Origin of the sequence: Maribacter sp., from assembly GCF_049667165.1 — a bacterium.
Classification (GTDB): domain Bacteria; phylum Bacteroidota; class Bacteroidia; order Flavobacteriales; family Flavobacteriaceae; genus Maribacter_A.
Genome location: NZ_JBATHS010000382.1, coordinates 21,584 through 39,110, shown reverse-complemented (window position 1 = coordinate 39,110; position 17,527 = coordinate 21,584). Strand labels below are relative to the sequence as shown.

General features: G+C 41.8%; 10 protein-coding genes. All 10 read right to left on the bottom strand.

The genetic code is table 11. The features are described from left to right. A partial coding sequence (locus tag WBM98_RS17305) for an energy transducer TonB (protein ID WP_424367269.1) occupies window positions 1-709 on the bottom strand: 709 nt, incomplete at its 3' end. A gap of 61 nt (window positions 710-770) precedes the next feature. Then, window positions 771-1,163: a VanZ family protein gene (locus WBM98_RS17300; protein ID WP_424367268.1), complete on the bottom strand. Its 393-nt coding sequence runs from the start codon at window positions 1,161-1,163 to the stop codon at window positions 771-773. Continuing rightward, complete coding sequence (gene gcvH / locus WBM98_RS17295; protein WP_424367267.1) at window positions 1,156-1,536, bottom strand: glycine cleavage system protein GcvH; 381 nt, start codon at window positions 1,534-1,536, stop codon at window positions 1,156-1,158. Before gcvH ends, WBM98_RS17300 begins: the two co-directional genes overlap by 8 nt. Window positions 1,537-1,927: 391 nt before the next feature. After that, the gene (sprA, locus tag WBM98_RS17290) at window positions 1,928-9,106 is read right to left on the bottom strand and encodes a cell surface protein SprA (RefSeq protein ID WP_424367266.1); all 7,179 of its coding nucleotides are present in this window, start codon (window positions 9,104-9,106) and stop codon (window positions 1,928-1,930) included. A gap of 5 nt (window positions 9,107-9,111) precedes the next feature. Next, the gene (gene ruvA / locus WBM98_RS17285; RefSeq protein WP_424367265.1) at window positions 9,112-9,693 is read right to left on the bottom strand and encodes a Holliday junction branch migration protein RuvA; all 582 of its coding nucleotides are present in this window, start codon (window positions 9,691-9,693) and stop codon (window positions 9,112-9,114) included. Between the two features lie 97 nt (window positions 9,694-9,790). Further along, a complete protein-coding gene (locus tag WBM98_RS17280) occupies window positions 9,791-12,082 on the bottom strand; it encodes an NADP-dependent malic enzyme (RefSeq protein ID WP_424367264.1) in 2,292 nt (763 codons plus the stop codon). Between the two features lie 171 nt (window positions 12,083-12,253). Then, window positions 12,254-13,570, bottom strand: a complete 1,317-nt coding sequence (locus WBM98_RS17275; protein ID WP_424367271.1) for an MFS transporter — start codon at window positions 13,568-13,570, stop codon at window positions 12,254-12,256. A gap of 120 nt (window positions 13,571-13,690) precedes the next feature. Then, complete coding sequence (gene queG, locus WBM98_RS17270) at window positions 13,691-14,611, bottom strand: tRNA epoxyqueuosine(34) reductase QueG (RefSeq protein WP_424367263.1); 921 nt, start codon at window positions 14,609-14,611, stop codon at window positions 13,691-13,693. Window positions 14,612-14,763: 152 nt separating this feature from the next. Further along, a complete protein-coding gene (locus tag WBM98_RS17265) occupies window positions 14,764-15,300 on the bottom strand; it encodes a hypothetical protein (RefSeq protein ID WP_424367262.1) in 537 nt (178 codons plus the stop codon). A gap of 180 nt (window positions 15,301-15,480) precedes the next feature. Next, a complete protein-coding gene (locus WBM98_RS17260) occupies window positions 15,481-17,454 on the bottom strand; it encodes a helix-turn-helix domain-containing protein (RefSeq protein WP_424367261.1) in 1,974 nt (657 codons plus the stop codon). Window positions 17,455-17,527: the final 73 nt, after the last annotated feature.

Here is a 17,527-nt window from a genome sequence, read left to right as displayed (position 1 = left end):
TAAAGGTAATAGGGATACTGAAAGGAACCCTTACTGCCCTACCTCTTTGCTTACCTGGCGTCATTTTAGGTAACTTACTGATGATCCTGGCTGCTTCTGCTTCCAGGTTCTTGTCCGGCCCACGCATTCTAACGCTACCAATACTTCCATCTTTTTGAATAACGAACATTACGTTTACTCTTCCTTGAACACCCATTTCCTGGGCGATTTCAGGGTATCGGAAATTTTTGCTGATATGCTTTTGCATTTGAGACTGGAAACAATCACGCATGGCTTTTGCACCTTTCCCTTTTTCGCCTTCACAGCCCGGAAAAATAGGCACATCCTCGATCACTGCAAAAGGAACATCAATATCTTCCTCAACTTCTTCCACTTCTACATCTTCCACTTCAATAACCTCTTCTTCCTGACTGGTTTCAGTAGATTCGATTACCGTTTCCTCAACCTCAACCTCATCCTCTACGATCTCGATGATCTCGGGTGCTGCAGGTGGCGGTGGTGGTGGTGGTGTTTTGATTTGTTCGGTCATTGGAACTTCCTCATCCAACATATCCTCAACATTCATGGAAATATCATATTCATTGGTTTTCTCATACGTCTTCCATTCCAAACCTCTCCAAACCAAAAACATGACAACAGCAAGGCCTATTACAAAATAGGTACCGCTATTCCTTCTTAAATCTGCTTTTGGGTTCTTTTTTAATTCCATCTTTACTTTTTTTAATGTTCGCTAATTTAACTAAATAATTGACATAATAACAAGGAATACATTATTTTAACCCTCTTTGTTTATAAAATACCCTGAAAACAACGATAAAACCCAGTGCTACGCCCGTTGTATTGGCCAATGCGTCAAAAAAATCACCGGACCTATTCAGGGTCATCGTCCCCTGAATTACTTCAATAATTATACCAAATAATATCAAGAAAAAAGCCAATATACTTATTTTTCTTAAAAGCACATGGCCTTGACCTTTCAATTGCAGAATATACAATGACCCCAAAACCAAACCTACAAAATAGAACGTAAAATGGACAAGTTTATCCGCATTAGGGATGTTAATCGAAGAAAGTTCATCTTGATCGAAAGAATATAAGCTGGAAAATGTAACAAACATCATCCAGCTTACAAATAGAATCGCAAAAAAGTGCTTTTTATGCACCTATTAATGTTTTATAATCTGCAGCGTTCAGCAAACTATCGATTTCACTGGTATCACTTATTTTTATCTTTACCATCCAACCGTGGCCATAAGGATCCGTGTTCACTTTTTCCGGTTCATCTTCCAAACCTTCATTAAATTCAATGATTTCCCCACTTAAAGGCAAAAACAAATCGGAAACGGTCTTAACGGCTTCCACTGAACCGAAAACCTCGTCCTTTCCCAAGGTCTCATCAACGGTCTCAACCTCTACATAAACGATATCACCTAATTCGCCTTGGGCAAAGTCAGTGATGCCTACGGTGGCAACATCGCCATCTATTCGCACCCATTCATGGTCTTTTGTATAATGTATATCTGAAGGTATGTTCATCTTGAACTTTTTAGAATTAGTGAGGCAAATGTAACTGATTTGATATCGAAATTCAAGAAAATAAAGTCCAAGTTCAAACCTTAAAAGGTACGAGGTACGAAGTAAGAGGTTAGAAGCTGGAAGTAAATGGTTGATGGTTGATGGTTGATGGTTGACGGAGCAAAGAAAAAGGAAAGTAAAGGGAAGAAGTACGAAGTAAAAGGTACGAAGCTAAAAGTAAGAGGCACAAAGTACAATACAAAGCAATTCCCCTTTTGAAGGTTTATACCGAGCTCGTCTAAACAAGACTAGGGGTATGGTAATGATGGATGCGGTAGCGAAACATAGGTGGGACGAAGTACGAGGTGTTAAGCGCGTAGTGTTTGCCCTATAAGAATCCAGGGTTCTCTACTTAATTACCGAAGTTATACTTTAAGGTAAACCCTGTGTTGATCGTGGTTTGAGGGAACGCCGTTGAGACAGCGAATTTTGAGAATGAATGATCGTAGAAGAACAATGCGTTCAGGTTTTTGCTCAAGGCATAGTCTGCCGTAAACTTAAGGGAAAATAAATTTTGCCCCGAAGTGATTTGATTATTGTCGATATCCAGATTTCGGATGATCGTGATATTATCTCGTAGGGTAACATCGGTCTTAAGATTAAGGTCCCCTTTTAACCGGGTCTTATTGCCCCCAATGTTCGTTACGAATTTTACGTCTTTAATACGATAGCCCAAGCCAACGGTATATTCCTTCCCATTGATCTCGGTCATCAAATTATTGTCAAAGCTTAAAGACAATGCCCTATCGGTACGAATTTCGGCCAAGATACTTACGGAGTTTTTCATCTCAAAATCGACACGCATCAAGGGATTGAACTGATCGGTCAATACCAAATTGTTCAGAATCAAATCGGGTAACCTATCCCCATTCTCAACATCGAACTGGGTATTCTGTTTCTCCAAATTGGTTTGGAAGGAATTGATACTATAGGAAGCCCTATAGCCATGGCTTAATGAAAAACGCTTGAATTTCTTCTTGAACCATTTGTTACGCATAAGTCCCGTATACTTGATATTCCAATTGGGAATGGGAATCTGCCTGAATGCGTCTAAGTTCACCCGATTTACATCCTGCCCCGTATAGGCGGCAAAGAATGCCGGAAGAAGCACATCCTGTTGCGTTTTACCGTAACGTTCGGGAAATCCATCATCGTCAAGTGTTCCAGGTAATTCACCGCGATCGGATACCAGTCTGTTCGCAATGGTGATCCTGTTTTGTTTAAAGGTCTCAAAGAGTTCCGAAGTGAATTCATCGCTTTTGGTAAAGGCCGTTCCGATCATTACCGTAGAAATGCTGAAATTACCATACTCATTGCCCAATTGGTTGATATACTCGAACTGCCCATTACCGAGGTCGTTGATCTCGAAATTTTCTTGATAGCTACTGGAATATTGCCTGTCTGCAGAAAGGTCAATGGTCAAATCCCGCATCGGTTGTGCCGTAGCAGTAATATTCAACTGTTTGTTCGTCCTTTTGATGAATTGTTCATTAAAATCTGCAAAGTTGGTCAACCAGCCATTCCTGGCGGCTTCGTATCGCACATCAGCCTGACTGCCAAAAACAAAACCAATGGTGGGTCTGGCGGTACCTATGAATCCTATGGATTGCGTATATCCTGGGAGTACCGTACCATTACTTTCATTATAATTCACATTGAGCCTCTTTACCATCGTCACGATATCAATGGCCGTATTGAACAAGGCACCTGTTTTCTGTTCCGGGGCCTTGGTTTCAGTGACCGTATTTCCGGCCTTGTCCCTTCGAACCGGCACCTGTCTTGCCGTACCCTTACCATCGCGCTTTTTAAGTCCGATCAAATCGTAGAATTTTTGCATACTCAATGACGCGGTCAAATTATGCGTACTGGCATTCTGAACGGTATTGATATCATCCCCGGCCACTATGCGTAGCGCATCGCCCCCACGTTGCCAGTCAAAATTACTGGTATAGGAATATTGGGCATTTATAAAGTCGAGTGCGGGAATTTTGTTGAATGGCAATTCATAGTTCAATTGCATTTGCTGTGAATGCCGATTGGGTTCGCCCAAATCCCAAAAGCCATCCCATAATCCCAAGGCATCGTTGATATCAGAATCGGGATTCCCATCTTCCTTAAAATAATTGCGAACGATATTGTTATTGCTAGCCGTCAAGTTAAGACTTAGGGATTTGCTCAGGCTATAGTTAATGGCATACTGCCAATTGAACATATAATTACGTTGCTGAAGAAACGGCAGATCCAAAGACTCTACCCCTGGTTCGAATACCTCCCTGAACCGTTGTTGGTTGAATTGCCTATTGATATTGGAATTGACCGAAACACTGGTCGGCAACAAATTAAAGTTCAAGTCTTTCAACCATTGCCAATATTCCCCTGTAAACAGGGAATCTTTTTTGGCAAAAGGTGCGACTTCAATAGGTTTGAAATTGTGCGCATAGACAAAGCCCGTATTTACGTTCTGATCTCGAAGGGTTGCAATCTCAAAATCCCGATGATCGGTCTCGTTATAGGAATAATTAAAGGTGAAGTTCTCAATATCGTAGAAATTGGCTTCGGCATCTTCCCCTCTGTCCTTGCGAACGCCGATTAAATTTATACTGGTGCGTTTGGTATAATCCTCGGCCTGCTCCAAAATCTGATCGGCTTCGTCTTGTGTATCAGCGGCGGCGATTCGGTCTTCCAATCTTAAATCATCATAGACAGGATCAAATTCGGGCGTTATCATTTGCTCCGATATACCGTAGTTCACAGGTACTTGTATACCCCATTTTTTAGGCAATAATTGCCCCACATTCACATTGGTCACCAAATCATAGGAAATGGCATCCTCCCTGGCACGTTCATTGGGCATTTGGTCAATGGCCCCAAAACCGGACGTGCTTTTACTTCCTGTGGCCGAGATGTTTGCAAAATCGGCAATATTGGCATCTATGGAAGCGATTGCGGCCCAACCGCCATTATTATCCAATCCTGCCAAACGAAGCTCATTGAACCAGACCTCACCCTGTGCCGGTAGGTCATCGATGTTCTTGATACCGACCATCATGCTACGAACGCTCCCTAAAGAAGGATTACCGCGAATACCAATCCTCAGTCTTCCCAAGGTCCTAGGCGCAAATTCAGCAATGGGAACCACTTCCCCATTATCGACTTCAAAAAATTGTAATTCGTTCAAAGGAGTATTGGTCCTGTTGGCAATCCGTAGCGATTTCACCTTATTCAAATCGCTTAAAAGCAATTCCATTTCATTGACATCGGGCCAAATCTCCGTATCTGATACCGAACCATGGGGAGTAAACTGCAAGGGCAATTCCACCTGATAGTAGTTCTGCGACAAATCGGTCCCTAATCGTAAGAACCCTACCAACGGCGTATCATCATCCGAATAATCACTATTATTGATCTTTTCGGCATGCATAAACATCTTCAATTTCTTATACTGTCGAATATCGATATTCAAACTTTTAAAAACCCCACGCGAATCCTGTGATTGTAAATTATCGACCTTAAAGGACAAGGATTGCTCATTTTGACGGATAATCGTATTGTTATTGTTCAGCTGTTCCCGAACCACACCTGGGGGCAGTACATAAGGAATGGGGGAACGGGTGCTATTCTCCTCAATATTAACCGTATTCACATCAACCAGGGTCCCATCATCCGAAGGATCATTGTCGATCAATTCGTCCTCCAAGGTCTTGGTATAGGTTCGCCAATCCCCACGCACCAAATCCAAGGTAGCAAAACGGAGTACAACATCGCTGCTAAACCCGGTAAGGTACATACGCATAAAACTAATGGACCTAAAGTCGTTGATACCTCCAACAGCATCTGTAAAATCGCTTAACGGAATCTTATATTGGATCCATCTGCGATTCAATTGGGTGCCATTTGGCAAATCGGGGGTGACCCCCTCTTTAATATCGGTCACATATTTATCATTGATGCCGGTATTCTGCTTTATAGGAATTCTATATTCATAATAGCTATTAACCGTGTTCATGGTCAAATCGCGGTCAATATCCTCAACATCGGGTAACGTGGTCGACCCACGGTTCGTATTGGTCACCTGTACCGGGGAGTTGCCATCCGGATTGTTGAAATCAATATAACGTTCCAAGATACTCCCTTCGCGATTGAGATAGTATTCATAATTATCCAAGGCAGGATCTTCTCCCGGACCATAAATCGCAGCTTCGGCCGCATCATCCAAACCATCGAATCCGACATCCTGCAACACCCGATTATTTTCATTGGCATCGAAGGCGTATACCAATGCCTGGGTCGCTGGTACAATCCCCCAAGAAGGTTCATGGATCAAAGCATCCGCATCTATTGGCAACCCATTCTCATATTGTTTTCTACCATCTTTCAAAATATCCTCTGAAATATTACCAAGGTTAAACACCAATTCGCCAGGACCGGTGGCTATTCCATCGACATAGGGATCCAGAACCCAGAATTGCACAAATTCAACATTTGACTGCTCAAAATCGGTACTGCTCAACGATCGCATGATACCCGCCCATTTATCCTGGGCAGCCTCCGTTGCAAATTCCGTATTCGTATTATAGGGTCCTTTTCTATTCGGATAATATGCCAAATCCAAGGTGCCTTGTACCGTAGTCTGTCCTTGGGCAATATCTACCTGCGGAAAGACCTCATCGATAAATACCCTTCTGGTGGCATTGGCAGAAATGTCGTTATCGCTAATGCCCGATGGCCTTTGATTCGTGTAAAAAATAGGATCGATCGTATACCATGCCATTTTAGCCCTACCATGACCGTTGGTCAAGTTCGCTGGGTCTTCCGGGGAATTGCCCGCAAGCACACCACCAGGCGCAAACTCCAATGGGGTACTGGCCAGTGACCAGCCTAGTGAAGAGCGAATATCTATTAAGGCCTGGGCGCCTTCAAAATCATCCAAGTAGGTCGTAGTCTCCCCTTGAAAATCGGCATTTTTGGGGGAGTTTGGTTTCAGCCAGGCCACCTCGCCTCGTACCGACAGATTAGAGGGTACATCGGTATCAATATTCGGAAGCATATTGACCATTCGTGTCAAGAATGGCACTTCCGTTGAAAAATTACCATTTAAGCCGAAGATCGTATTGTTCACCGGCTCAACGCCAAAATTCGATTTTTGTGTCAAGGGCCGTTCATTAAGATTCAACAGCGTGGCCCCCAGAATAAAGTTCTTGTTCACCTGATGTTCCACATTTATACCCGTAAACCTTCGGGTCTGTTGGCCAAATACGGCATTGTTCTCTACCGAAATATTGATAGGCGTATTGGAGGCCTCAAGACTGGGATCCAAAATCTGCACCGTTCCGGCCTGATAATTCACGGTATAATCAATCCCTTCCTGTAGGGTTCTGCCACCTGCGGTAACCCGCACTGAACCACGTGGTACGTTAAAGGCCCCGATAGGGATACCATTGGTCCCTTCCGATTTGTACTTCCCTTTCAATAAAAATTTATTCTTGACCGGATCTTGCAATGCTGCTGCCTTGGTCTGGGTATACATATCCCTAAAGACATATTTCTGTTGGTTTGCATTGTATCCTTGGTCATTGATAACGTCATAGGTACCACCCCCCAACAATTCGAACATATATTGCCCAAAAGGCTCGACCTTGGTAAATATGATCCTTCCCCCTTGGGTGTCAACGGTAAGTCCTGGAATAAAATCGAAGAAGCCGTCACCACCGGATTGTACATCATTGTACGCATTCAACCTGTCCAGATTAAAAACATCCAAAAGAATGCGTTCTTGTAAAGGTTTGGGCGAATCTGGCCAACCCGAGCCTGGACCTTCGGCTACAGGGGTTATATAGTTTCTAGGTGTTGGATCGGAATATAGTATATTCAATTTAAAATCATCCTGACTCAATCTATAGGCCCCAGTGGCATATATATTCTTCATCATCAAGTCCCAAATCGGATCCGTGATATTGGTGATATTACTCTTCAGCAACTTAAGCACCAAGGTATTGTTATTCAGAACCGGATTCACGCCATTGACACCGCCTGAAACCGTGGTAGCATCCAGTCCTCCATTGGCAAATTCACCTACTTGGTATACATCACCATTATAGGTATACTGATACGCAACAGCCAAGACCTCATCATTGCTCAATCGTTGGTTCAAGGAGATGTATCCTAATTGGGTATTGAATTGATAATCCCTATTCACCTCCAGTTTTCGTGCATTTTCGAGGATGGCATAATCAAAACCTTGATTCACTTGATAGCCGGGGATATTAAAGCCTGCTTCCACAGTGGCAATATCCCGTATTGAAGCGGTCAATGCGCCTGAACCAATAGCCGATGGATCAAAATCATTGGCATTATTTCTAGGCAAGCTGTTGCTAGGATTATTGAAAAACCCTGCCGGATCTCCGTTACTGATACCGATTCTCGTTTTATCTTCCCGGGATTCCCCTAAATCCTGAAGCGCCACGACATTGCGCACATTCAAGGTTTGTTGGCTTCTATTAGTCACCCAAACCTCCAATCGGGTTATCTGTACCTGACTCAGTATATAGGGGTAATTCACCAAGGCCTCATCATACGCATCCCTAAAATACTGCCCAAGGAAAAAGTGTCTATCCTCATCGTAGTCCAAGGCGGTGAGCGAAAATTCATTGATGGTACCACCACCTTGGGCAACAACGGTATTGTTTTGTGATCGTTGTTCAGAAAAAACCGCGGTAACCTTTGTCTTACCGAATTGTAATTGGGTCTTAACCCCAAACAGACTCTGAGCCCCAGTGATCAAGGAACTATTAAGGGGCATATTAACGTTACCCACTTCTATCTTCTGGAGAATATCATCCTCTGTCGGCGTATAATCGAGTTTTACGATATTCTGAAAATCAAAAGTGGCTTCTGTATCATAGTTTGCCGTAACCTGAAGTCGTTCCCCGATCTTGCCCAACATACTCAAACTGATACGTTGGTCGAAATCGAAGGATAGATTGGTACGGTTTCTGGGCGAAAGCGATGGGTTGTCATTTTTCTGCCATATCACCCCTAAATCCATGGCTACGGAACCTTGTGGAATTACTTCGATCGTGTTGCCCCCAAAAACCGATTGAAAAAAGTTGTTGTTGATATAGAAATTGGGCAATAAGTTTTTTCTCGCATCCTCACTCCCTTCTTTCTTTCCTGAATAAGCATCGTTCTTCTCCTTAAAATACTCTTTCATGTCCTCTTTGCGAACCAGTTCGAAATACTGCTCGGGCGTCAGGATAATAGGATAGCCAATATCAAAATCACCTACCTTCTCGGAATAAATATACCTATCGAGTTGGGCATCGTAAATGTATTTGGAGGTAATGCTCTGTGGATTGGCCAATTTCAATTTCCCAAGGGAAAAGCCGGTCTGTACAGAATCCTGTACTTGCCCGTCACCATTTTCATCCTCTGTTTCCTGTGCGTAAGAAAATTCTGTGCACGCTAGGAAAAAGACGAATAGGATTATAAGCTTAAATGAATATTTAAGAATTTTTTTTGCCCCTTGTTTCAAACTTATTACAAATTTTTAAGCGCCAGTTTAATAATGTTCTCTACGCTCAGTGAAGGGTCTTGGTGTACTATTCTGTCGACAACCTTCTCAGCCTGTCTACGGACGAATCCAAGAACCTCTAAAGCAGATAACGCTTCTTCTTTATTTGTATTGTTTGAATTGATGGAAACTTCGTCAATATCAGCGACCTTCAAAACCTTGTCCCTAAGGTCAAGAATAACCCTCTGGGCGGTTTTGGTGCCTATACCCTTGATTCCCTGAATGGTACCCGCATCACCATGGGCAATGGCATCCCGTATTTGGGCCGGGGACAAAGAGGAAAGCATGGTCCTGGCCGTACTTGCACCGATTCCCGAAACGGACAGCAACAACCTAAATATTTCCCTTTCTGATTTCTCGGCAAAACCGAAAAGGGTATGTGCATCTTCCCGAACTTGTAAATGGGTGAATAGGCTAATATTCTCTTGGTCCTTGATATTCGAAAACGTGTTTAATGAAATATTCACGAAATAGCCTACCCCGGCACACTCAATAATGACATTGGTAGGGTTTTTTTCGACTAATTTTCCATTAAGATGATGTATCATGGGGTATTTCGTTGTTTGTGGTTTCGGATTTCGGCTGTATTAAAAAATGAAATTGAACGGGTACGGATTGCACAACATATTCACTGCTTATTACTTACTACTCAATTTTTTTTCGTTTTCTCTTTTCCCTTTCTTGCACGTCAATAACGGCAACGGCCGCCATATTTACCATTTCATCGACATCGGCTCCCAATTGTAGTACATGAACCGGTTTTTCGAGACCCAACATGATGGGCCCTATGGAGTCCGCACCATTGAGTTCTTTCAATAATTTGTAAGTAATATTGGCCGATTCCAAATTTGGGAAAATCAAGGTATTCACCTTTTTACCCGCTAATTTTGAGAATGGGAATTGGCTTTGATGGAGCTCCATATTCAGTGCGAAATCGGTTTGAATTTCCCCGTCAACTATCAAATTAGGGTGGGTCTCATGCAAGATTTGAACGGCCTTGTTCACCTTTTTCGCATTAGGATGTGAAGAAGATCCAAAATTTGCATAGGACAGCATGGCAATAATAGGTTCAAAACCAAAGGCCTTCGCCAAGTTTGCCGTCATAACCGCTATTTCTGCCAGCACTTCAGCGGTTGGGTCAATATTAATCGACGTATCGGCCAAGAGCAATGGTCCCCTCGCTGTATTCATAATATTCACTGTTGCCGCACGCTTTACGCCCTTGGCCCTTCCTATTACTTCAAAAATTGGTTTTATAACCGTTGGATATGCCCGGGAATAACCTGAAATCATTCCATCTGCATCATTCTCAAAAACCATCATGGACGCATAGTAGTTACGCTCCCGCATTTTGGTCTTTGCACCATATAATGTAACCCCTTTTCTTTTGGTACCTTCCCAATATCTAGTGGCATATTGGTCTCTTTTTTCCAATGAATCGTCATCTTTTGGATCTATAATCACAACGTCAGCATGAAACTCCAATTCTTTTTTCAGTTCCCTGATAACTTCCTTATTTCCCAACAAAATGGGTATGGCAATCCCTTCTTCATATACAATTTGTGCGGCTTTCAATACATCCAAATGATTGGCTTCGGCAAAGACGATCTTTTTAGGATTCACCTTGGCCCTATTGTGCAACAACCGAACCACTTTGTTATCACTACCCGATCGTTGCAATAATTTCTCATGATATTTGGCCCAATCCTTTATAGGCTCTTTGGCCACCCCACTTTGCATTGCGGCTTTCGCAATTGCAGGAGGTATCTCAGTGATTAATCTTGGATCAAAAGGCTTGGGAATAATATAATCCTTTCCAAAGGTCAACCTAGTCTCAGAATAGGCGATATTCACTTGTTCGGGAACGGGTTGTTTTGTCAATTCTGCCAAAGCGACCACAGCCGCCATTTTCATTTCCTCATTTATTTTAGTTGCCCGTACATCGAGTGCACCCCTAAAAATAAAAGGAAAGCCCAAGACATTGTTGACTTGATTGGGGTGGTCCGATCTTCCAGTGGCCATTATAATGTCCTTTCTGGTCTTTACAGCCAAATCATATGAAATCTCTGGATTGGGGTTGGCCAACGCGAAAACGATGGGATTCTTGGCCATGACTTTTAACATGTCGGGGGTTACGATGTCCGCTATTGAAAGGCCAATGAACACATCGGCATCTTTCATGGCCTGGGATAACGTATCTATTTTTCTTTCCGTCGCAAACTCTAATTTTTCCTTTGAAAGATTCCCCCGATCTTTCCGAATAACCCCTTTACTGTCGAGCATTACGATATTTTCGGCCTTGGCCCCAAAGGCCTTGTACAGTTTGGTACAAGAGACCGCGGCCGCCCCTGCCCCGCTGATCACAATGCGGACCTCTTCCATTTTCTTTTTGGTAATCACCAAGGCGTTCAGCAAGGCTGCAGCGGAAATTATGGCTGTACCATGCTGATCATCATGCATTACGGGAATATCGAGTTCTTCCTTTAGTCGCCGTTCGATTTCAAAGGCCTCAGGCGCTTTAATATCCTCAAGGTTTATTCCCCCAAATGTTGGGGCGATGGCCTTGACCGTATCTACGAACTTATCGACATCAGTGGCGTCGATTTCAATATCGATACCGTCTATATCGGCAAAAATCTTAAACAATAGACTTTTCCCTTCCATAACAGGTTTGGAAGCCTCTGGCCCAATATTGCCCAACCCTAGAACCGCGGTACCGTTAGAAATGATGGCCACCAAATTCCCTTTGGAGGTATACTTGTATACATTATCTATATTCTTGACAATTTCCAGGCAAGGTTCTGCCACCCCTGGGGAATAGGCCAAGGCAAGATCTCGTTGGGTGGAGTAACTTTTGGAGGGTACAATTTTTATTTTCCCGGGTTGTGGCTTGGCATGATAAGCCAATGCTTCACTTTTTAGCTTTTTTTCGCTCATTATCAACTATTATTCTTCAAATTTAGGGGTATTCTTTGGAAAAAAATAAGTTACTGGCTCAATTATTGATTATGTAACAACAAAGTCGATATATATCATGTATGGTCTACCATGGTCATGGGCATTTAGAAGTATTTGTCTTACGGCCCAATAAGCCTATTTCACCCAGTATTAACCCTGCGCTTCCTCTTTTGAAACATTTAAGCGCATGGCCAATATCGCGGCAATAATAAAGAACGCTCCGGCAAAAAGAATCGCATTGATTGCACTACCCCCCAACAAATATTTGTAAATCGGGCCAAAGGTTAGGGTTTCAATTCCCATAGGGATTACAATCATCATATTCAAAATTCCCATGTAGACACCCCTTCTTTCTTGAGGAACCACTTTTGAAACCATGGTATATGGAATACCCATCATGGCCGCCCAACCAATACCAAATAGTACCATTGGTGCCAAAACCAAAAGCGGGTCGCTAATAAAAGGTATAATGAAAAGAGCCAAACCGGTACCTACAAGACTCATGGTATATATTTTCTTGCCTCCATATTTAAGTGTTAGCGGTACTAGTGCAAGAGCAACTACCATGGTAACAATATTGTAAGTCAGACTCATTTGAGCGGACTGCGATGCAGCTTCAGAAATACCATAATCCATTGTTTTCATAAACAATGGGGTGATGTATTGCCAATAGACAAAAAGAGCATACCATTGAAACAAATACACCGCGCTTATCTTCCACATAAACGATGGCATATCTCTTATAGCACTCGCTATTTCTGCAAAAGGCTTGGCAATACGCGCACCAATCGGTTGGCTCTTATCATGTTTGATTTCTTCTAATTCCTCTGCGGAAGGAGGAATTTCCGGAGTCTTTAGAACAGACCATAAAACAGTAGTTATAGAAAGGACACCTCCTACATAGAAAGAATAATACATCCAGGTAGGAACAACACCTGTGCCTTCAACGACCTCAGCACCAAATATATTTTGAAATAAAACTATAGAACCCATGGCCAATAAAATACCAGCCCCTACAAATAAACTTTGCATTTGATACCCTAGGCTCATCTGCTTTTCTGGTAATTTATCCCCGACAAATGCCCTATAAGGTTCCATGGCCATATTATTACCCACATCCAAAATCCATAAAAGGCCTACGGCAAACCAAAGTACTGGACTAGACGGAAAAACAAATAAACATAAACTTCCGATTAGCGCACCTATTAAAAAATAAGGCTTACGTCTTCCCCATTTTGGAGACCAGGTTTTATCTGACATTGCTCCGATAATAGGCTGCACGATCAGACCCGTAACTGGACCCGCGATATTTAAAATAGGAAGCATTTCTTCAGAAGCACCTAAAAATAAAAACAAAGGATTTATAGCGGTTTGCTGTAAACCAAAACTATATTGAATACCCAGAAAACCAACATTCATATTGAAAATTTGCCAAAAACTTAGCGTTGGTTTTTTAAAGAGGTCCATATTTAAAAAGTTTGATGGTAAAACTGCCAAACAAGATACTATATTAAATGCTCAAATGGGGGAAACATAATATGAAAAACGAAAGCAACCGAAACTCAAACGTTTGCGTTGTGGGCAAGTTTATTTTAAAAACCCAATATTTCGCTCCAAGCCGGAATACTTGGTCCGTTTTACGGCTGACTTTTGAAAGACCTTTCTGAAAACATCTTCCGTAATCTCTTCCCAATCCTTTTTAGACATTGCCAACAACTCTGGATGGGGATTGAACAATGGTTCCTTGTGTGGCTTGGAAAAACGGTTCCAAGGACAAACGTCCTGGCAAATGTCACATCCGAACATCCAATCGTCGAACTTCCCATTTAGCCCTGAAGGAATTTCATTTTTTAGTTCTATGGTAAAATAAGAGATGCATTTGCTCCCATCAACGACATAGGGTTCTACAATGGCCTGTGTGGGACAGGCATCGATACATGCGGTACAAGATCCACAATGGTCCGTAACCGGTGTATCATATTCCAATTCAATATCAATAATCAATTCGGCAATAAAATAAAAGGAGCCAACTTTTTGGGTCAAAAGATTGCTATGCTTACCAATCCACCCCAAACCACTTTTCGCCGCCCAAGCCTTATCAAGAACCGGCGCTGAATCTACAAAGGCACGGCCATTGACCTCCCCGATTTCTTCCGAAATAAATTCTTGAAGTCGCCGTAGTTTTGATTTGATGACATGATGGTAATCCTGACCATAGGCATATTTAGACAGCTTATAGCTGTTTTTATTCTGCCTTTCTTGTGGATAATAATTAAGCAATAAGGAAATGACCGATTTTGAACCTTCAACCAGCTTTGTAGGATCCAAGCGTTTGTCAAAATGGTTTTCCATATAGCCCATTTCGCCATGCATATGTTTCTTAAGCCATTCTTCCAATCGAGGGGCCTCCTCCTCTAAAAATTCGGCCTTGGAAATTCCACACGATAAAAACCCAAGGCGGTTTGCTTCGGATTTGATGCGTTGTGTATGATTTTGTTTGCTAGTCATTGACCCTAAGCCTCTATTGAATTTATCCTTTATTCAGCTGAGGCTAATGTACAAATCTATTTGTGGAATGTGTTAGGAAATGGAACACCGGTGTATCAAAAAATCGCCCAAAATACATTGGGCGACTTAATCTTAGGGTAGCATAGCATTGTCTAATTCAAAATATTTCCGTCTACATCAATTTTTAAATTCTTTTTATAACTGTCCTTTCCAATTTGGAATTGATATAGTTTTTTTACACCCTTATTGTAGTGGTAGGAAACCAAATAGACACTACTTTTAATTTTCCAATCGGGGTATTCCTTGAAAACCGAATTCCTAACGGCCACTGGGAATGCAACATCCTTGAACTTTTCACTGGAGGCCATAATCTTACCCTTACGATTGTAAGTGGCAATAATATTTCCCTTACTATTTGAAAAATGTACTTCGTAAGGACCAACCTCACTGAAATAAATTGGGGTTCCTTTGATTTTGAACCTTGCCGCCTTATGTTCCAGTTCTTTTACAACTTCAGGAGTAACTTCATCATGTACCCTTTCGAGATACTCCATGTTCAAGGCGGTGACCGTTACACCCTCCAAAACCACTTCCTGGGTTTCATCCTCTTTAGCTTCCTTATTGAGCTCTTGCGCGTAACCTAGGCTGGTAAGGCCTATAAATAACATACCGAATACAATTGCTTTCATGATCAATAGATTTAAAGGTTAATACTTATTATCAGCATAAAGATCAATCAATTGTACCTACAATACTAAACACCTATGTCTCAGATTATTAAAAGTTTTTTTTAAAGTCTTCCACCTATAAATCAAAGCCTTCAAACTATGTTGAAGAAGGCTCCGGATGTCATGAAAAGTATGGGGAATTTATTCGGGAAGACTATGTGGATTTATGGGAAACCCGATGTTAAGATAAAGTTCCAAATATCGGGAATCTTTGTGAACAGGGGTCAAAAGTGGTTCCTCACGCAACCATATCAATTCTACCTCATGCCTGTCGTACGACTTTTGCAACCAATCGAAAGCACTTTCATAATCCCTTATATGGCAATAATAAAGGGCCATAAACCATGCTGGACTGCCGGACGACCCATCCACGTATCTTTTATTCAATTCACTAAGAAACTGTGCTGCACTTTCCTTATTTCCGTCCATCTCCCCATGTACGGCACTTAGCCATAGTATTACTGGTGGACGATCCGTGAATATGGTGATATACTTTTGTAATTGGCTTTTGGATTTTTCATCTTCTTCAAGATAATAATACCATTTGGCCGATTCCTGTAAATAATAAATATGATGTGTGAACAAGGTATCACAAGTTCCCAACAATTCACTAGCTTCATCTTTCCTACCAAGTAAAAAAAGTGTTCCGGCCTTTGGTGGATAAGACCAAATGGTTTGGGGCATATTCGATATTCTTTGATCTAGTGCCAATAGTGTCTCGGAATATCGTCCGGTCATCATGGGATAAATCACATCCATCCCTAGATCTCGTCCCAAATCATTACTACGTAATCGGGTCTGGTAATACTCTTCGGCCAATTTAAAATTCCAATCATAGGTAAAGTATCCAAAATGTAATAAATCCTTTATTGGTATGTTCGTACTATCCAATTCAAGTACTTTTAATGATAATGCCTTCGCTTTTGTCCAGGCTTCTTTCTGATCGATTATTCCAGAGAATAGTCCAGCTTCATACCATACCTCGGCCAATTCGACATAAGCTTCTGTAAAATTGGTATCTAAAGCAATAGCACGTTCAAATAAAGGGATAGCGTTTTTATAGGAATCTTTGGTGGTTTGATTTCTCTGAAATGTGGCCTGAAGAAATAGCGCATACGCATCTTTATTGTTCGTCGGTATTTTCTGGATGGCATCCAATTCATTGTCCGAAATCATTACGTCCATATTTTTGGCGACATTTTCAGCGACCGCTGCCTGAATTTTGAAAATTTCCTTACTTTCCCATTCTGCGTCGTATTCATCTGACCAGAAATGGTTGTCGGAAGGGCCATCTATCAATTGCAGATTGATTTTTAATAGATTCCCCGAGAGTTGAAAATTACCTTGTAGAATATGCTGAACCCCTAGTTCTTTCGCAATTTCGGGTATACTTTTATCGGTTTCCTTGTATTTTATCATCGATGTGAACGGAACCACGCGTTCTATTGATTTGATCTTGGCCAATCTGGAAATAATCGCATCGGTCATGCCATCACTTATATATTCAAGTTCAGGATCACCACTCCAGTTTTTAAAGGGAATCACTGCAATAGACTTCCCCCGGGTCTCGTTTCCTAAGGTTTCGGTCGTATTATCTTTAAAGAAATCCCTGTAAAAAACATATGAAATGGAAAAGATCAGCACGACGCCTATCGAGGCATACAAAAGTTTTCGCCTTATGGACCTTTTCTCAATTTCAGTCTTTTCGTCCATAAGATGGGTCGATTTTTCTTGATCCGAAGTCCGATCCTTCCCACCTTTTTCAATTTCCGAAGGCTTCCTATATTTTACCTCACCCGGTGGGTATCCATAATAATCATGAAAACAGGTATTGAAATATGTGGGGCTATTGAATCCCACTCGATATGCTATCTCCGCAACTGTGCCTACATTGTCCTCAAGCATTTTCATGGCTTTCCCAAGCCTATAATCCCTAATAAATCGACTTGCTGATTTTCCATTGATGGATTGGAGCTTGCGGTGTAATTGGGAACGGCTAATACCTATTTCTTGGGCAAGTTCCTTGACGCCAAAACGTTCATTTTCCAGGTTGGCTTCGAGAAGTTCAGCCAACTTCTTGATAAATACCCGGTCCATTGATTGTTCGTTACCCATCACGGTGATACGTTTCCTATTTCAACTCTCTGAAAAACAATTCATAAAGACATATATGTCATCTTTAAATTAG

Bases quoted from the DNA above. Each gene is read 5' to 3' on its own strand.
- gcvH (WP_424367267.1), bottom strand. From the start codon at position 1,536: ATGAACATACCTTCAGATATACATTATACAAAAGACCATGAATGGGTG.
- ruvA (WP_424367265.1), bottom strand. From the start codon at position 9,693: ATGATACATCATCTTAATGGAAAATTAGTCGAAAAAAACCCTACCAAT.
- WBM98_RS17280 (WP_424367264.1), bottom strand. From the start codon at position 12,082: ATGAGCGAAAAAAAGCTAAAAAGTGAAGCATTGGCTTATCATGCCAAG.
- WBM98_RS17275 (WP_424367271.1), bottom strand. From the start codon at position 13,570: ATGGACCTCTTTAAAAAACCAACGCTAAGTTTTTGGCAAATTTTCAAT.
- queG (WP_424367263.1), bottom strand. From the start codon at position 14,611: ATGACTAGCAAACAAAATCATACACAACGCATCAAATCCGAAGCAAAC.
- WBM98_RS17265 (WP_424367262.1), bottom strand. From the start codon at position 15,300: ATGAAAGCAATTGTATTCGGTATGTTATTTATAGGCCTTACCAGCCTA.
- WBM98_RS17260 (WP_424367261.1), bottom strand. From the start codon at position 17,454: ATGGGTAACGAACAATCAATGGACCGGGTATTTATCAAGAAGTTGGCT.